This is a genomic window from Halobacillus seohaensis (genome assembly GCF_042663045.1).
GTDB classification, from domain to species: domain Bacteria; phylum Bacillota; class Bacilli; order Bacillales; family Halobacillaceae; genus Halobacillus_A; species Halobacillus_A seohaensis.
Window position 1 is genome coordinate 70,841 of record NZ_JBHSZV010000034.1, and the last position, 17,417, is coordinate 88,257.

Annotated in this window: 15 protein-coding genes; 4 read left to right on the forward strand and 11 right to left on the reverse strand. The window is 39.5% G+C overall.

Going from position 1 to position 17,417, the window contains the following annotated elements; genetic code table 11:
* Positions 1-225: 225 nt before the first annotated feature.
* Both ACFQIC_RS13810 and ACFQIC_RS13815 read right to left on the reverse strand, forming a co-directional pair.
* Positions 226-1,035, reverse strand: coding sequence for a DUF4362 domain-containing protein (locus tag ACFQIC_RS13810; RefSeq protein ID WP_390217261.1), 810 nt, complete (start codon positions 1,033-1,035; stop codon positions 226-228).
* Positions 1,036-1,095: 60 nt separating this feature from the next.
* A complete protein-coding gene (locus ACFQIC_RS13815; protein ID WP_204709295.1) occupies positions 1,096-1,944 on the reverse strand; it encodes an SAM hydrolase/SAM-dependent halogenase family protein in 849 nt (282 codons plus the stop codon).
* 301 nt (positions 1,945-2,245) lie between these two features.
* Between ACFQIC_RS13815 and ACFQIC_RS13820 the strand changes: the two genes are divergently transcribed.
* A complete protein-coding gene (locus tag ACFQIC_RS13820) occupies positions 2,246-3,811 on the forward strand; it encodes an MDR family MFS transporter (RefSeq protein WP_204709200.1) in 1,566 nt (521 codons plus the stop codon).
* Positions 3,812-3,883: 72 nt separating this feature from the next.
* Here ACFQIC_RS13820 and ACFQIC_RS13825 read toward each other — a convergent pair whose 3' ends face one another.
* Positions 3,884-4,111 (reverse strand): YuzB family protein, encoded by a 228-nt coding sequence (locus ACFQIC_RS13825; RefSeq protein ID WP_204709293.1) that lies wholly within the window; start codon positions 4,109-4,111, stop codon positions 3,884-3,886.
* Between the two features lie 34 nt (positions 4,112-4,145).
* Entirely contained in the window at positions 4,146-5,096 is a 951-nt protein-coding gene (locus ACFQIC_RS13830; RefSeq protein WP_204709198.1) for a bifunctional riboflavin kinase/FAD synthetase, read from the reverse strand.
* 99 nt (positions 5,097-5,195) lie between these two features.
* Here ACFQIC_RS13830 and ACFQIC_RS13835 point away from each other — a divergent pair, with 99 nt between their 5' ends.
* On the forward strand, positions 5,196-5,735 hold the full coding sequence (locus ACFQIC_RS13835; protein WP_204709197.1) for an HD domain-containing protein: 540 nt from the start codon (positions 5,196-5,198) through the stop codon (positions 5,733-5,735).
* A gap of 29 nt (positions 5,736-5,764) precedes the next feature.
* On the opposite strand, the gene ACFQIC_RS13840 is transcribed toward ACFQIC_RS13835, so the two are convergent.
* Positions 5,765-7,258 carry a UDP-N-acetylmuramoyl-L-alanyl-D-glutamate--2,6-diaminopimelate ligase gene (locus ACFQIC_RS13840; protein ID WP_204709195.1) on the reverse strand — a complete coding sequence of 498 codons (1,494 nt, stop codon included), beginning with the start codon at positions 7,256-7,258 and terminating at the stop codon, positions 5,765-5,767.
* A 247-nt stretch (positions 7,259-7,505) separates the two neighbouring features.
* Here ACFQIC_RS13840 and ACFQIC_RS13845 point away from each other — a divergent pair, with 247 nt between their 5' ends.
* Positions 7,506-8,972: a UDP-N-acetylmuramoyl-L-alanyl-D-glutamate--2,6-diaminopimelate ligase gene (locus ACFQIC_RS13845; RefSeq protein WP_204709193.1), complete on the forward strand. Its 1,467-nt coding sequence runs from the start codon at positions 7,506-7,508 to the stop codon at positions 8,970-8,972.
* Between the two features lie 78 nt (positions 8,973-9,050).
* A complete protein-coding gene (locus ACFQIC_RS13850) occupies positions 9,051-9,710 on the forward strand; it encodes a type 1 glutamine amidotransferase domain-containing protein (RefSeq protein WP_204709191.1) in 660 nt (219 codons plus the stop codon).
* Between the two features lie 1,540 nt (positions 9,711-11,250).
* Here the strand turns inward: ACFQIC_RS13850 and ACFQIC_RS13855 are convergent.
* From ACFQIC_RS13855 to ACFQIC_RS13880, 6 genes are all read right to left on the reverse strand, one after another.
* Positions 11,251-12,372 carry an NAD(P)/FAD-dependent oxidoreductase gene (locus tag ACFQIC_RS13855; protein ID WP_204709189.1) on the reverse strand — a complete coding sequence of 374 codons (1,122 nt, stop codon included), beginning with the start codon at positions 12,370-12,372 and terminating at the stop codon, positions 11,251-11,253.
* 154 nt (positions 12,373-12,526) lie between these two features.
* Positions 12,527-13,480: a thioredoxin-disulfide reductase gene (gene trxB / locus ACFQIC_RS13860; RefSeq protein ID WP_204709187.1), complete on the reverse strand. Its 954-nt coding sequence runs from the start codon at positions 13,478-13,480 to the stop codon at positions 12,527-12,529.
* A gap of 14 nt (positions 13,481-13,494) precedes the next feature.
* A complete protein-coding gene (gene arsA, locus ACFQIC_RS13865; protein WP_204709179.1) occupies positions 13,495-15,243 on the reverse strand; it encodes an arsenical pump-driving ATPase in 1,749 nt (582 codons plus the stop codon).
* A gap of 11 nt (positions 15,244-15,254) precedes the next feature.
* A complete protein-coding gene (arsD, locus tag ACFQIC_RS13870) occupies positions 15,255-15,608 on the reverse strand; it encodes an arsenite efflux transporter metallochaperone ArsD (RefSeq protein ID WP_204709177.1) in 354 nt (117 codons plus the stop codon).
* A gap of 54 nt (positions 15,609-15,662) precedes the next feature.
* On the reverse strand, positions 15,663-16,082 hold the full coding sequence (gene arsC / locus ACFQIC_RS13875; RefSeq protein ID WP_204709168.1) for an arsenate reductase (thioredoxin): 420 nt from the start codon (positions 16,080-16,082) through the stop codon (positions 15,663-15,665).
* Positions 16,083-16,112: 30 nt separating this feature from the next.
* Positions 16,113-17,408, reverse strand: a complete 1,296-nt coding sequence (locus ACFQIC_RS13880) for an arsenic transporter (RefSeq protein WP_204709166.1) — start codon at positions 17,406-17,408, stop codon at positions 16,113-16,115.
* Positions 17,409-17,417 lie beyond the last annotated feature (9 nt).

Genomic DNA, 17,417 nt, shown 5'->3' on the forward strand with positions numbered 1-17,417 from the left:
AATGATAATTACCTACTTGGTCTATAAAAATCAACATAGCAAATAGCATACTAATTAACATAGTAATGAGCACGTTGACAACAGCTATGGTCATTCTGTTATTTGGGTTGCGATTTTCTATGATCATACAAATGTTATTATCCAATAACTATTGATAATAAGAGAAAAATAAGAGACCAATCATATGCGATTTGGTCTGCTAAACTTACGTTAGTAAGCAAGAGTTCAATGAAATACCTTCTGATAATGGTCCGTCTCTTTAACTATTTCAATAATTTTCTCTGCCATCTCTGTCATCTCATCAACATTCTCACCAGAATCACAGTCAGACCATTCAAAAGATTTTTCCACACCATTAATCATAACTTTTAACGAGTAATCAGGCTTTTCACGGCAAGTGTCGCCTAGGTTCTTATCTCCTAGATAATTACCTATCACGAGTTGCTTATAAATTTGATCACGCTCTTCTTTAGTAAACTGAAAACCCTTTTCCTTTATACTATTAGACTCAGACTGAACGGACAGGGACTGTTCTTTCGTATCTACAGTTACCCTATTGCTTTTATTATAGGAAAACTTTAAGTCAAACCTGTCTTGCTTATCTGCATCGTAGGAGATGGTCAACACATCGATAGATAATGATTTCTCACCACAAATAAGTTCATATACCGTTTCGTTGGTACGATCTTTACGGGAAATTTCTGAACAATTACTTTTCACAACTTCACCTGATCCGAATTGATCTTTTGTGGAATCATGCTTGTACTTAATGACTTCCCCGTCAAACTGTAAATCTGTAACAATGGGATCACCCTCCATTGTATATTGAATAACACGTACTTCTGTCTTCTCCCTTTGATCTACATCTTTAATAAAATCGTCTAAGTACTGGATATTTTTTATCTGCCCCTGGCTTTCGACAACATCACTATCTTTTTCCTTGTATCCACCCGAGTCTGTTGATATCCCCATTATTTGACTTGAACATCCCGCAATTATTAATAGAACAAGTAAATATATCCACTGAAAACGCATAAGATTCACATCAGTCCATTCCTCGAAATTGAGCGGTAAACGTTTCACCTTGTTGAGAAATTATTTATCTGTTTTTCGAAACGTAATGACCCAGTTAGAGCCTGTTCTAATTCCATAGGCCTTAGCAAAAGATCCCTGGTTAATCGCAACAGCCATATTATCTAATGAATTAATATATACGAGCGGTTCTCCTTTATGAGTATCCGCAAATGAACGTCCAAATGTCATCATATTTTGGTAAATTGACCGTCCATCGTGCTGGATTTCAACTTCGATGTTTCCACCATAAGCAATCCCCAGCTTTTTAAAAAGTTTGCGGCTAACATTTGTCCATATGTTTCCAAATCGAACATCTAATATATCAATCATTCCTTCTACTTTACTATCCACAATCTGAGCTTCTTTAACAGGTAATTTGACGATATTCTCTACATCAACTTCTGGTCCTATTCCTTCAAAGTTGATAATGCCCGAAGCAAGACGAGCTCCAGTATATGCATAAATATCTCGTCCGTGGAAGGTGTAGGACTCCCCAGACTTTGGTAATCTATTAATCGATTCGTCAATTTCCCTTATTGCTACAATTCCTTCCGTACGCTCGATATGGGTAAGGGTCCCATTGTCAGGGGTAATAATATATTGACCGGAAGCTGTTTCTACAGCAATACTTCTTCTTGTCGATCCTACACCAGGATCGACCACCGAAACAAAAACCGTACCTTCTGTCCAATACGTGATTGTTTGCCATAGTCGATAGGAAGCTTCCCAGATGTCGTATGGTGGAATATCGTGGGTGAGATCGAATATTTTTAATTCATGTTCAACAGAATTAGCGACACCGTGCATGGCACTTACCGCACCGTCACTTATTCCAAAATCCGATTGCAACACTAGTGCCTTCTTCATAATGAAACCTCCAATAAACTTCCGTCCTGAACCTATGATGTAACGCAATAATACAGGACTTTCTTTAATAACTCAACGAGATTCGTTCGACGGTATTCTCATTTTCTACCAGCGATAGGCATTGCTCAATTATTTAACTAAGTTTAACATTAACTTAATGATGCTTCGAAAGGAAACTTTTCAAGAACTTTGTAAAAAGGATTACAATATTTGCAAGCTAGATTTGAAAAGCTATCAATCGAGGATATTGAACAATCATTCGTATTTCACACAAGCTATAATCTAATGAAAAAGGACGAATAATATGGAACATCTAGAACACAAACAAAAAGTGACGATCATGATCGCCATTATGGCTGCAATGCTTTTTGCTGCACTCAATCAAACAATCATCGGTACAGCTCTCCCCATCATCGTTGCTGACATTGGCGGGATGAACTACTTCAATTGGGTTTTTACAATTTATATGCTCGCCTCCAGCATTACGGCTATTCTTGTGGGAAAATTATCCGATACATATGGACGTAAACCTTTTATCCTAACAGGAATTGGAATTTTCATTGTGGCTTCCCTGCTCTGTGGGTTATCCGGAAACATCTATCAGCTCATCATCTTCCGTGCTGTCCAAGGACTAGGAGGAGGAATGATCATATCTACCTCTTTTACAGCGATTGGGGACCTTTTTCCACCACGAGAGCGTGGACGTTGGCAAGGAATGATGGGATCGGTTTTTGGTTTAGCTAGTGTATTTGGTCCGACTGTTGGTGGGTACATCGTAGATACTTGGCAATGGAATTGGGTGTTCTGGGTTTTCCTCCCCTTCGGAATTGTTGCCTACATTATGATTTGGAGATTGTTCCCGAAAACTGAAACGAGTGGAAAAAGGTCTGTTGATTTTCTCGGAGCTAGTGTCCTTGTGATAACGATTGTACCTTTATTATTAGCTTTCTCATGGGCTGGTCAAAATTTCGCTTGGAATTCAGCCACAATTATTGGTCTGTTCACTTGGTCACTATTCGGACTCTTTGCATTTACACTTATAGAACAACGCGTTCAAAATCCAGTAATCCCTCTTCATTTATTTAAAAATAGTATATTCTCGGTTTCTAATTTAGGCGGTTTTTTAATGGGAATGGGCATGTTTGGGGCAATAATGTATATGCCATTCTTTATTCAAGGCGTTCTCAGTATCTCCGCGACCCAAACAGGTTTCATCATGATGTCAATGATGCTCAGTATGGTATTAACAAGTACCATTGGCGGCCATCTAATTACAAGAACAGGACGCTACAAAATTTTTGCTATAGTAGGTCTTATGACAATGGCTGGTGGAATGTTCTCAATGTCTCTCATGTCCATAGATACAACGGTTACCGGAGTAGTACGCAACTTGATTCTCGTCGGTCTTGGTCTAGGATTAACATTTCCTGTCTTAACATTAACCGTGCAAAACGCTGTAGACCACAAATATCTCGGAGTAGCTACATCGGCTTCCCAGTTCTTCAGACAGGCAGGAGGTACAATGGGCGTTTCTATTATGGGGTCCATTATGAATATGACGATAGGTCGGGAGATTGGTAAAATTAATCCCCCCGCTAATACAGAAAGTCCCAACGAATTACAAGATCCTCAATTGTTAATGGATCCAAATCAAATCAGTGATCTAAAGTCAGATACATCTCAACTATCCTCTTTACAATTTGATCAAATGATTGAGTCAATGCGAGAAGTCTTAAGTACGGCTCTAAATGGATCTTTTCTTTTCGGAACCTTTATATTAATCGGCGCATGGATTTTAATTTTCTTTTTAAAAGAAATTCCATTACGTCTATCCAATCAGAACGACAAAAAAGAAAAATTAAGTTCTTAAAAAAGCGAATCAGCAATAATGGCTGATTCGCTTAATTTTCTTCTAATATTGACTTTGTTCAGTGAAGGAAATCTATCCTGCATAAAAAGCTAATTCCTCTTCAACTTTCGCACGAATTTTATCCAAAGCTTCCTCAGAAGTATTCGCAAAAACACGCGTTCCATTTACCATAGCATAAGGTTTGAGCGCGCAAAGTCCACAGAAAGACAGGCATTCGTTCATGAGTACGGCGACATCAGGATACTCAGACTCAAGGATGAATTCTACATCCAATTCATTGATTAAGTTTCCGTCACATATTTCTACTACGACTACCCCATTCCGTCATTCTCCTTTATTCTTCGTTGATATCTAATCCTAAAATCTGACGTGCATTTCGCTCGTCTTCTTTCATATTTTCCACGAGCTCATCTAGCCCATTAAAGTTTTCTTCACCACGCATAAAGCGCAAATATTTTACTGTGATATTTCTCCCGTACAAATCGCCAGAAAAATCGAGCAAATAGGCTTCAACTTTATATGTTTCTCCATTTACTGTTGGCCGGTAACCAGCACTTATCAAAGAGAAATAATGAGCAGAGGACTTCTCATAGTGAACTTCTACAACTCCTAGATACACACCTGGGTTAGGCTCCACGTACTCCTCAATTTCAGCTAAGTTCAATGTTGGAAAACCTAGTTGTCTACCCAGTGCCTCCCCTTTCACAACCACTCCAGTTGTTTCGAAGGGACGTCCAAGCAAAGCTTGTACAGATTCCATACGTCCTTTAGCTACGTTGTTTCTAATTTCTGTACTACTTATCTTTTCATTATCAAAAGTCACGTGAGGTAAAGTAATTACAGAGATACCCTGTTCTTTACAAAGATTTGCTAACCCTCGAACATCAGCGTTTCGACCTTTACCAAACTGAAACCCTTCCCCGACAATAACTCGAGTAAGATTGAGTTGACCTAACTGCTCCCTCACAAACTGTTCCGGTGTGATTTGGGCATATTCTTTAGTAAAATAAATATGATAGTATCGATCCACACTAGCATGTTCAAGCAAGTGAAGTTTATCTTGATAAGAAGAGAGAGATTTTTCGTATTTGGAGTCTTCCTTTAATACCCATAGAGGATGATCTGAAAACCCGAAGACAGCAATTTCTTCTCCACTTTCACGCAAGGTATTAGCTTCATTTAAGAGCTGCTGATGACCTAAGTGAAGGCCGTCAAATTTTCCAATTAATAAAGTTGTGGGCTTTGTACTGGCTGGTGGTAAAGCGGTCACTTCGATCGTTTCCATATCCCTATACTCCCCTTCTCCGTTCTATCCTACTAGTCTCCATCATATAACCTAGTTAGTCACGGCTCAACTAATCTGCATGACAAAAGGAGTTTCTTCATGATTAAAAAAGCTGAAGAATTTGCATTTCAAGCTCACCAAGGTCAGAAAAGAAAGTGTTCTGATGAAGATTATATTGTTCACCCTATTCGTGTGGCTAAGACTTTGCAACTAGCAGGTGGCTCTACTGAGCTCATTTGTGCTGGCTTCCTGCATGATGTTGTGGAAGATACACCTTATGACCTTGAAGATATTAAAAAGGAATTCGGGGAAAGGGTCCGTTATCTAGTTGATTCCCATACAGAAGATAAAACTCAGTCATGGCAAGCTCGTAAATCTCATACGATTGAGACAGTCAAAGGTGGTTGTAAAGATATCAAGTCACTTATAATTGCCGATAAATTAGATAACTTATTATCGATTGAAGATCAATATCAAAAAATCGGGGAAACCATTTGGTCTCAATTTAACGCCGGGTATGAACAACAGAAATGGTATTATCAATCTGTAGAAAATATGATGCGGAAGGGGATCCCTTCTACGCAAACCCCTGCATTTTTTAAAACATACTCTGATGCTGTTCAGCGGTTTTTTGCTTAGCAAAGGCGGAAACGATATACTTCTGCCTTTTACAGCGATTGCAAGTAGTGTTCTTGAATAATGTCTGTATCAGAATGAGGGATCTCTTTCCCTTGAATAATTTGAGCATTATTTATGCATCCCCCTGTTAAAAGAACAATGTCATTAGACCGACCTAACACTAGTGACTTCTGAACCCCTTCCTTTCTATTTGGTGCAGTGTGAATGTTTTCAGCATAAGGATTACCAAAACCTGCTAGCATCTCATCAATGATGGTTTGCGGGGCATGGTATCCAGGGTGGTCGACAGTGACAACAATTTCATCTGCCTCCCCTTCAATTATTGCCGCCATTTTACGAATCTTGTTGAAATCACGTATTCCGACTCCCGCAATCATAACGATCAATCGATGGTATGTTAACTTCTTCACTTCTTCCACGAGCCGACTCAGAGCCACTGGAGTATGGGCATAATCTAAGATCACTCTTGAGTGATTAGGGAAGTGAATTACTTGGAATCTTCCCTCAGGACTTTGCAATTCTGGTAGAACGGCCAATATTTCACTTATGCTATAACCAAGAAGAAGGTTGGCTCCTATTGCTGCAAGTACGTTCGATATATTATAAGCACCATGTACTGGAGCAAATGCTTGGTAAACCTCTCCTAAATACACCAGGTTAAATTTTGTGCCGCCCTTTCTCACTTCTAACTGAGTACCTATAATATCTGCTGCACTGTTTCCTAATAAACTATATCTAATTGTAGGTCCATTAAATGAATCTAAGATATCTTGCCCCATTCCTTCATCGTCCACGTTGATGACCGCACATTTAGCTTGTTCAAAGAGCTTAAGTTTACATTTTTTATAATGTTCCATGGTGTGATGGTACTCCAAATGTTCTTCCGAAAAATTAGTATGAATGGTTACGTCGAATGTAATTCCCTCCACACGCTTTTGATCTAGTGCAATTGAAGAAACTTCCATAGAAACAGCCAAGTCTTTGTGCTTATCTAACTCAGTAAATATACGATGAAGATCCACCGCCTCGGGCGTAGTCGGTGTACTTTTCTTATAGTTCATTTTACCTTTTGATGTCCAAACCCCAGTGGTACCAATTAAACCTGTAGGAGTCCCAAGTAAATTTAATAAAGAACGTACATAAAAAGATACCGTAGTCTTACCGTTTGTACCCGTGACTCCAATCGTACTCAATTTTTCATCTGCGTTATTAAAGAAATGCTTGGAGAAATAAGCCATCGCCTTTCGAACATCTTCTACTAAAAGCAATGAACACAATGGATAATGATGTCTGAGTTTTTCCAATTGACTTTCATCATCTGCTACGATAACAACTGCCCCATTTTCAATTGCTTCTTCTATAAAACGATGTCCATCCTCGTTTTCTCCTTTAATACTAAAAAAGATCGATGCTGGTTTGACATGTTTAGAATGAAACATCAGGTTTGAAACATCTTGCGCATCTGGTCCAAACCTCCTTATTAACCCTATATGGTATACTTGATTAAATTGAATCTTCGTCATTTGACTTCCCCACTTGTGTTCTGATTTTGCGAGCCCCAGCCTCGTTTTTATGTTCAAATGGTCGTCTCATTTGCTTGTTCTTTTATTATTGGCAATCATTCATGTTTTACAAAAGCCACTTTTTTCCTTTTTGAACAATGAATCAATTGAATCATTTTCTCTTAAAATTAGCGTGTGAACGATGAATTTTGATAATATTATTTTTGAAACTAACTAACCTTACCAAAAAAGGCGTGAACTTATACACATGGAATTAAAACAACTATTAGAAAACGTACCTTTTGAAAGTCAATATGTAATCAATACTATGGAAACAGATGTTACAGGGTTGGCTGATTCCTCCTCCACGGTAAAATCAGGCTATGTGTTTATTGCTATAGAAGGGTATAACTTCGATGGACATGACTATATTGATGATGCAATTAACAAAGGGGCTTCCGCCATTATCGGGGAGAAGAGTTTTCCTCAATGTCCAGTTCCTTATATCAAAGTATCCAATAGTAAAAAAACGCTTGGAATTGTCTCTGCTACCTATTATCAAAACCCTTCCCACCATAAAAAAGTGATTGGGATTACAGGAACAAATGGTAAGACAACCACCAGCTACTTGCTTAAGCATATCCTCGAGGATATTGGCTATTCTTGTTCGCTTATCGGAACCATTCAAAATATTATTAATAATGAAAAACTAAACACCAATAATACAACTCCTAACTCTTTACAGTTAAATCAACTACTTTCTCAAAGTAATGACGAAATCATTATTATGGAAGCATCCTCGCAAGGATTAGCCGAATACCGTTTAGAAGGAATTGAATTTGACTTATGTTTGTTTACTAATCTTTCCCATGAACATTTAAATTACCATGGGACCATTGAAAATTATTTTGAAGCAAAAAAGGAATTGTTTTATAAATTAAAACATAATGGTACGGCGATTATTAATGTCGATGATTATTATGGAGAAAAACTCGCAGAAGAATTACATCATACAGGTGCAAACATATATACATTTGGGGAATCCAAAAATGCTGATCTTCAATTGCATGAACTGAACCTTACTTACCCACACACCGTGAATTTAAAAGAAAACCAACAAACGTTTTCAGTTCCTTCACCCATTCCTGGCTATCACAATTTATATAACACAGCCATTGCTTATGCGGCTGCAAGAATTTTTGACGGTGCTCGTGATGACATTATTCATTCCATCCAAAGCTTTTCTGGGGTAGAAGGCCGCTTCAATATTTATAATCTTTCCAATGGTGCAAAGGTCGTTATTGATCATGCCCACACAGCAGACGCTATTATTAATTGCTTACAGACAGTCAAAGATTTTAATAAGAATCAACTGCTTCATGTATTCGGTTTTAAAGGCAATAAAGATATTGAAAAACGGAATGAGATGGTGAAGATTAGTGCGGAGATTAGTGACCATTACATCCTAACTTTAGATAATCTAAATAACGTCCCCCAGGAGGAAATGGTGCAATCTCTTCAAGAATTGCAAAAAGATTATGGAAATAAGAAAGGTGAAATTATTCATGATCGCACTTTAGCGATCGAACATGCAATATCATTAAGTCAAGAAGGAGATTGGGTTGTCATAACAGGAAAAGGACACCAAGAATATCAACAAACCTATAGCCACCCTGTTCATTCCGATAAGGAAGTCGTTCAATTTTTACAAAAAAAGAAACTTGAAAAGAATTAACCTTCGATATGTTTATTCTTTTGAAACAAAGGGAATCACATTTCAGTGAAACTAAACATATATTAGGAGGTATTTTCTATGCCTAAGAAAGTGTTAATGGTAGTTACCAATCATGAAAAAATAAATAAAGAAACGCCAACCGGCATTTGGTTATCTGAATTCGGAGAAGCTTATAATGAATTCAAACAACATGGTTACGAAATCACCGTAGCTAGTCCTAAAGGCGGTCAGTCCCCTATAGACCCGAATAGCGTGAGTGAAGATGAACCAGCCGACATATTAGCAACAAAACCTCATTTGGAAAATACGGTTCCGATTGATTCGGTATCTGAGGAGTCTTTTGACGCCATCTTCCTCCCGGGTGGACACGGCACGATGTATGATTTTCCGGAAAATCAGAAGCTTCAAGAATTATTACGCGATTTTTATGAATCTGATAAAATCATCGCCGCTGTATGTCACGGGCCATCCGGCTTAGTAGGAGCTACTCTTTCCAATGGAGAACCACTCGTTAAAGGGAAGCGTCTTAATGCCTTTACGGATTCTGAAGAAACAGATACGACGTTGGATCAATTCATGCCTTTCCTACTTGAAAGTAGATTGCGTGAATTAGGAGCAACATTCCACTCTGCTCCTAATTGGTCAGAGCATGTGGAAGTTGATGGGAACTTAATTACAGGTCAAAATCCACAATCTACCTTAGCGGTGTCTAAAGAGTTCATTAAGAAATTAAGCTAAATAAAGAAGGCCAATCCACTTTTTCCTAAGTAGTTCAGTTTTGAGGTACAAGCTTTAAAAATGCAAGATTAATTGAGCATCAAATTGCATAGCAATTTAATGCTCTTTTTTGTTGATATGTTAGAGTAAATCTGTCTACAAAAAAAGAGCAAATTCCTTATTGGAAAATGCCCGTTCTTCAACTATATCCCCCGATTGCTTAATAAAAGAATGGCGGTTCCGTTGCTTTTTATCGGAGTATGGGGGATGGGAAACCACTCGCTTTCCGCGGGGAAGACGGCAAGCCTCCTCGAGCTTAAGCGAGGCCACTGAAAAAGTCCTTTTCTATTAATAATGAACTTTTGAAAAACACGATCCCAAAATCTAACGGGTTCAGTTTTCGAGTACAAAACATGAAATAACATACGAATGAAGAGACCAAATTGCATATGATTTGGTCTCTTATTATCCCTTGTTAAACAATTAACGAAACCGTATTGTTGAAGACTTGAATTCGATATGTTTGTGTGAATTTTGGGGCTGCGGGAAACGGCTCGCTTTCCATGGGGCGGGCGCTGAGCCTCCTCGGACTTCGTCCTGTGGGGTCTAAGCTGTCCCGCACATCCCATAGGAGTCTCGCCGTTTCCCTCCGCCCCTTTACCATATAAGTGTCTCGATACCACTTCAAGAAAAGGCAGCCATTCCTAAGTTTGCATGCAAATCTTGATAGCGGGCGGTCCTATTAAAATCCTTGATATAGAGAGGTTCGAATAGCCTACAATTTGAAGAACCCATTACTGAGGATTGGACTTAATCCTCCACTTTGACAGGAAAAAACAATGTGATTTTGGGTAAATAGTTCGGTTTTGGAGTACAAAAACATATGTAGAGGGAAAAATAGCAACAGAATTATCGAACCAATAAACATCCTAAATGTCTTCACAAGGAGAGGCGGTGATGTTAGGCATACACACCAGGTAGCCTCTATACTTCATATAAACAGGCTATCACACCCGGTTTTCAACAAATTATTTCATGGCTCAATAGATCTGTGTGATGGCCAAATTCCCTAGTCTGTATAAGGCTTCAATTGGCTTTATATCAGATATCTCATTCTTTAACAAGGAAGGTCGTACGGCACTATTCCGATAGAAACATACGGCAAGGGCGGTGGGGAAGGGGGAGACTCCAGTGGGATACGCGGGTTAGATGAGACCCCGGAAGGCGCCAGCCTGAGGAGGCTCAGCGCACGCCCACGGAAAGCGACTCCTTCCCCACCGCCCCCTTCTCCACACAATCATCTCGGAATTGATTATAAACAATCCAGCCTGTTTGTTGAATAACCTCTTTTGTTTTATTTACCATATAGATATAAATGCCAAACTCCATAGAAATCAAGAATTTCCTAATCGAATTTATTGCAATGAACGGTACCATTTTCAGATGCAAATTCATTCTTTTAAAAAAGGAGTTCAGTCAGGAGTACAAATTTACGTTTTTGTACTCCAAAACTGAACTCCTTAGCTTTTTCCACATTGGTCTTTTTTCATAACTATAATTTTTATTTTTTGGCTAAAGCAAGGTCTATTCGATAATTATCGGGGTCCAGTTCGGTATTTTCTCCCAAAACCAATCGTGCCAGTTCAGCACCAATATACGGACCTGATGTTAATCCTGAAGCACCTAATCCATTTGCTAAGAACAGACCTTCATAGTTTCTTAAAGGGCCAAATACCGGTAAAGAATTTGGAGTGAACGGACGAAATCCAACTCTTGTTTCCACCATGGTGCTATTAGCAAGACCTGGCGCAACCCCCAGTACCTTCTGAAAAATTTCGTGTAGTCCACCTGCCGTCACGCGCGAATCAAATTTCTCCTTCGTTTCATGCGTCGCACCAACCACTATACGTCCACCATTAAACGATAGAAGATACTTGTTTGTTGGAGGCATTACGACCGGCCATTCGCCCGTATCCGCTTCAGGAAGTTCTAAATGAACAATTTGTGCCTTTTGCGGATGAACGAGAAACTCTTCTCCTAAAGGCAGAACAAGTTCTTTCGCCCAGGCACCAGCTGTTACAATTACTTGATCTGCATGTAACGGTCCCTTGTCCGTTTTGACACCTGTTATTTTCGTTCTCTCGACATTTAGTTCAGCATCGGCTTGGACAAATTTAACACCTTTGCGTTTAGAAGCCCTAATGAGTGCATCACGAAAAGCACGACCATCGACTCTCGCCGCTCCACTAATAAAAATGGAACCATAGGACTCATCTAGTGGAGGAAACAAATCTTGTGTTTCTTTTGGTGATAATCGCTTAATTTCGCCCATTTCTGGCGCAGCTTCACGACGCTCAAGCGCACGCTCCTTCATTTCCTCTAACTTTTCTTCGTCTGTATGAAGACGCAAGGCTCCTACTCGTTTATAGCCTGTATGTGTCTCTCCGTCTTCTTCTAGCTCCTTGATTAAAGTCGGATAGTATCGGGCCCCGCCTTTAGCTAGCTCATACCAAGCTTTATTTTTTCGTTGGGATAACCAAGGACATATAATTCCCGCTGCCGCATCTGTTGCTTGGCCAATATCCTTACGATCCACTACGGTAACTTCCGCTCCTGCTTTAGCTAAGTGATAGGCCGTTGATACGCCAAGCACACCTGCTCCAATTACGATATATGAATTCAATGGAATAACACCTTTTCTTTCCTAGATTTTAGTCTAGCTCTCATTTTACAAGAAGTGAGTTAGTTTTTCTAATTCAAAGAGTACAGTAGTCGAAACAAGACAAAAAACATGAGCCCCATCACTTGACGGGGCTCATGTTTAATAAGTTTCTCAACTAAGACAAACTCTGACTCCAATCGATGGTTGCTTCCCCTTCTATGAAACGCTCGGCATCCATCGCTGCCATACACCCAGTACCTGCAGCAGTAACTGCTTGACGATACTTCTGATCCTGGACATCTCCACATGCAAACACACCAGGGATATTCGTATTTGTCGTTCCAGGCTCCACAAGTAAGTAGCCCTTTTCATCCATATCAAGCTTATTTTTCAAGAATTCTGTATTTGGATTGTGGCCAATCGCAACGAAAATTCCATCTGTCTCGAGAAGCTCTTCTTCTTCAGTATCTGAATCTTTTACTTTCACTCCAGAAATTTTCATACCATCTGATACCATTTCAACAGGAGTCTTATTTAAAGCCCACGTGATTTTTTCATTAGCTCTAGCCCGATCCTGCATAATTTTAGATGCACGCAACTCATTTCGGCGGTGGATGACTTGGACTTCATCTGCAAACTTCGTTAGGAAATTCGCTTCTTCCATTGCCGAATCACCGCCTCCGATAATCACTACTTTTTTTCCACGGAAAAAGAATCCATCACAAGTTGCACATGTGCTCACGCCTTTTCCGATATTGCTCTTCTCACCAGGAACACCTAGCAGTTTAGCTGAAGCTCCCGTTGAAATGATTAAGGATTGTGCTTCTAGTTCACCTAACCCATCTACGGACAGTTTAAACGGACGTTGGTCTACATTAACATCAGTGACCCATCCCCGTTCGAAGGTAGCACCAAATCGTTTCGCTTGTTTCTTCATATTGTCCATTAGTTCTGGACCCATAACGCCATCTGGGAATCCGGGGAAATTTTCAACTTCAGTTGTCAATGTTAACTGACCACCAGGCTCCGGTCCTTCAATCACTAGGGGTTCCATATTAGCTCTTGCCAAATAAACAGCTGCGGTTAATCCAGCAGGTCCCGTTCCTAATATAATCGCTTGATGTGTCATTAAAACTCCTCCTTTTAATCAAAGTGATGAATAGAAAATGAATTCTTTTGCCAAGGGAGAACAGCGACTTGCTCTGTCCTTTTGTTAACTCGTTCAATCCATTGATGTTCTGAATAAGCTTTAGCTTTTAGCATTGGATCTTCTGTATAAGTAGCTGATAAACATTGATTCATAATCCACCAGCTAGGATGCAGGCTTGCTCTTTTTAAATCGGCTTCTAATCGCTCCGCTTCAAATACAGGGGTAGCTTCCGGTAAAGTCACGATACACATGTGTGTATAATTCTCATCTTGAAGAGTTGGTAATAATTTTTTCACGGAATCAGGAACTTCTCCTGAAGATCGTTTGATTTCTTTATGATATGACTGTACAGCATCTAGTAATAATAAAGTATGCCCAGTTGGAGCCGTATCAATCACAATATAGTCTTCTTCAGAATGTTCAACTACATCGGCAAACGCTCGAAATACGGCAATCTCTTCGGTACATGGAGAATCTAGATCCTCTTTTAAATAAGTCATTTCCTCTTCATTTAGTGTCTTACCCGATTCAGCAAATACTTGATCCTTATATCGTTCAGTTTCTATCTTCGGATCAATATGACTTACATGAAGACGTTCGTTTTTCGTTTCTGAAAAAATTCGACTCAAATGATCAGCAGGATCAGTAGTCGTTAAACGCACCCGATAACCTTTTTTCACAAGGCCCAGGGCAATTGAAGACGCTACAGTGGTCTTTCCAACGCCACCCTTGCCCATAGTAAAAATAAGGCCTTTTCCTTTCTGAGCAAAATCGTCTACTACCTGCTCTACATTCGATACATCCGGAACATCTATGTTCTCTTCTACATTTCCTTCATAAAAGTCACTTGATAACCATTGTCTTAAAGACTCTATACCTGTTAGAGACAGTGGAGCAAAAGGAAGCTTGTAAGTCTCCAGTTCTTCTAAGTGTGAAGATAACTGCTGCAAAGCCATTTGTTGATTTTTTCTAAAAGCAATGGAAATTTCGTCACCATCAAGTACAGACTGTGAAATCAACCCATTGATAATTAATCGTTGATTTTTTATACCTAGTTCAACTAGCTCCTTTGAAGAACGGTCTGCTTCATACAATGCGGATTCCTCCGGACGACTCACAAGGAAAAGAATGCTTTTCCTTCCATCATTAAGACTATCCATCGCTTGTTCATATGCATGCTTTTTACCAGCTAAAGAGGACATCGGACCTAAACAAGAAGCTCCATTAGGATTCTCCTCCATAAAACCAGACCAGGCTTGCGGGAGTTGTAGCAAACGAAGGGTGTGTCCAGTTGGAGCTGTATCAAATAGTATATGATCAAATTGTTTAAGTAGTTGCTCATCACTTAGAAAAGTGGTAAATGAATCAAAAGCTGCGATTTCTGTTGTACACGCTCCCGACATTTGCTCCTCCATAGAGGCAATCAGTGAATCAGGCAGTTGTCCGCGATAAGGTCCAATTGTATTTTCACGGTGTTCCTTAGCTGCTTCTTCAGGATCCAGATTGGCGACAGCTAGACGTGGTAAAGCTTTTAGAAACTTCCACTCGTTTGTCAATTCTTCCTCAAACACATCCTGCAGGTTTGAAGCAGGATCTGTACTCACAAGTAAAACCGTTTTGCCTTGATCAGCTAGAGAAACGGCCGTCGCACAAGCTGTTGATGTTTTGCCTACGCCACCCTTTCCTGTGAAAAAGAGAAATGGAGTATCGGGAAGTCGCGTTGGATCATACTTTTCATACATGGGAAAGCTCCTTAGTCCAGAATCGTAAAATGTGATTTAGGTTCAGGTGAAAAAGCCGTTCTTTCAACACCTGACCATCCTGATAATTCTTCATCTGAAGGGTAATCCCCTAGTTTTACTGCCTCTCCATCTACCAATATCAAAGGAAGAGCTTCTTCCCCATGTTTATCAAGTTGCTCACGCACTGCTGTATTTTCCACAAATTTTTGAGGTTCATTCGATAAGTTAAAACGTTCAACCTCTATGTTATTTTTTTCTAAAATACTAAGGTTATTGGCTATTTTCGTTAGTTCTGGATCCACACTTGGTCCACAAACACCTGTCGAACAGCACATTGCTGGGTCAAATATTTCAATTTTCTTCATTATAAAACCTCTCCTTATAAGAAAAGCCGAGAAAATATCTCGGCCTTTTTAATTTTATTTTTTATCCTGAGAAAACTGTTGAATGCGTGCTCCAATTTGATCACGTACTCTTTGGAATACTGCCCATTTTTCCTCTTCTGTACCTTCTGCTTTAGCAGGGTCATCGAATCCCCAGTGGAAACGAGTTACATGAGGTGGAGTCATAGGACACTTATCATTCGCATCTCCACAAAGCGTAATTGCAAAGTCTGCATTATTTAATATATCTGAATCGATGATATCAGAAGTTTGGTCCTTAATATCAATTTCTACTTCATTCATTGCTTTAACAGCATTAGGATTTAATCCGTGAGCTTCAATTCCAGCTGAACGAACATCATACTCATCTCCAAGATATTTTTTTCCAAACCCTTCGGCTATTTGACTACGGCATGAATTCCCTGTGCAAAGAAAGTAAATTACTGGTTTAGACATATTGTTTTTCTCCTTTTGTTAAGAAAATTTTTATATAATTAGCAGCCACAAGTAAAGACCGACTAATGTAATGAACAATGTGGGAACGGTAAGGATGATGCCAACCTTAAAATAGTATCCCCAAGAAATTTTGAACCCTTTTGTCGAAAGAACATGGAGCCATAATAAAGTGGCTAAAGAGCCAATTGGCGTAATTTTCGGTCCTAAATCCGAACCAATTACGTTGGCATAAATAAGAGCTTCTCTCATAGAACCAGATGTGTTTGTTTCAGCTATAGCTAACGCATCAATCATAACAGTAGGCATGTTATTCATTATCGATGATAAAATCGCTGCGATGAAGCCCATAGAAATCGTGGCAACGAACATACCTTGATCAGCTGTATATTGTATAACATCGGCGAGAACATCGGTAAATCCAACATTCCTTAAACCATAAACGACAACATACATTCCAACTGAGAAAAAGACGATAGCCCAAGGAGCTCCTTTTATAACAGTTGCCGTCTCAACAGCCGGACTTCTCCGCGCCATCACTAAGAAAAAGATCGCTACAATTCCTGCAATAATGGAAACTGGTATGCCTAACGGTTCACTTGCGAAATATCCGACAAGTAAGACAGCTAAGACTCCCCAGGACAAGCGGAACATTTTATGATCCTGTAAAGCCGCTTTCGGCACTTTTAAATCATTTAAATTATAATTGTCCGGTATACTCTTGCGGAAAAAGATATAAAGAACAAGAATACTGGCCGCTAATGAAAAGAAGTTCGGAATAATCATTCGTGAAGCATACTCAGCAAAACCGATGTCAAAGAAGTCGGCCGATACGATGTTCACCAGGTTGCTTACGACTAATGGTAAAGACGTCGTATCAGCAATAAATCCACTTGCCATAATAAAAGGCAGAATCATCGTCTCTTTGAAATTTAAATTCCTAACCATAGCTAGCACAATGGGCGTTAATATTAACGCAGCTCCATCGTTGGCGAACAATGCTGCAACAACCGCACCAAGCAGGGTGACGTAAACAAACATTTTCTTACCATTACCCTTCGCAATTCTTGCCATGTGAAGGGCTGCCCATTCAAAGAAGCCAATTTCATCAAGAATAAGTGAAATAATAATAATAGCGATAAAAGCAAGCGTAGCATTCCATACAATATCGGTTACGACAAGCACATCCTGAAAATCAACTACACCTACAATGAGGGCTAAAATTGCTCCCCCACAGGCTGACCAGCCAATCCCTAGGTTCTTTGGCTGCCAAATCACTAATACCAATGTAAGTAAAAATATAATGGTGGCTAAAATTGCTAAACTCAAAAGAATCCC

Coding starts and splice junctions, on each gene's coding strand:
- ACFQIC_RS13810 (WP_390217261.1), bottom strand. CDS start 1,035: ATGCGTTTTCAGTGGATATATTTACTTGTTCTATTAATAATTGCGGGA.
- ACFQIC_RS13820 (WP_204709200.1), top strand. CDS start 2,246: ATGGAACATCTAGAACACAAACAAAAAGTGACGATCATGATCGCCATT.
- ACFQIC_RS13830 (WP_204709198.1), bottom strand. CDS start 5,096: ATGGAAACGATCGAAGTGACCGCTTTACCACCAGCCAGTACAAAGCCC.
- ACFQIC_RS13835 (WP_204709197.1), top strand. CDS start 5,196: ATGATTAAAAAAGCTGAAGAATTTGCATTTCAAGCTCACCAAGGTCAG.
- ACFQIC_RS13840 (WP_204709195.1), bottom strand. CDS start 7,258: ATGACGAAGATTCAATTTAATCAAGTATACCATATAGGGTTAATAAGG.
- ACFQIC_RS13845 (WP_204709193.1), top strand. CDS start 7,506: ATGGAATTAAAACAACTATTAGAAAACGTACCTTTTGAAAGTCAATAT.
- ACFQIC_RS13850 (WP_204709191.1), top strand. CDS start 9,051: ATGCCTAAGAAAGTGTTAATGGTAGTTACCAATCATGAAAAAATAAAT.
- trxB (WP_204709187.1), bottom strand. CDS start 13,480: ATGACACATCAAGCGATTATATTAGGAACGGGACCTGCTGGATTAACC.
- arsA (WP_204709179.1), bottom strand. CDS start 15,243: ATGTATGAAAAGTATGATCCAACGCGACTTCCCGATACTCCATTTCTC.
- arsD (WP_204709177.1), bottom strand. CDS start 15,608: ATGAAGAAAATTGAAATATTTGACCCAGCAATGTGCTGTTCGACAGGT.
- arsC (WP_204709168.1), bottom strand. CDS start 16,082: ATGTCTAAACCAGTAATTTACTTTCTTTGCACAGGGAATTCATGCCGT.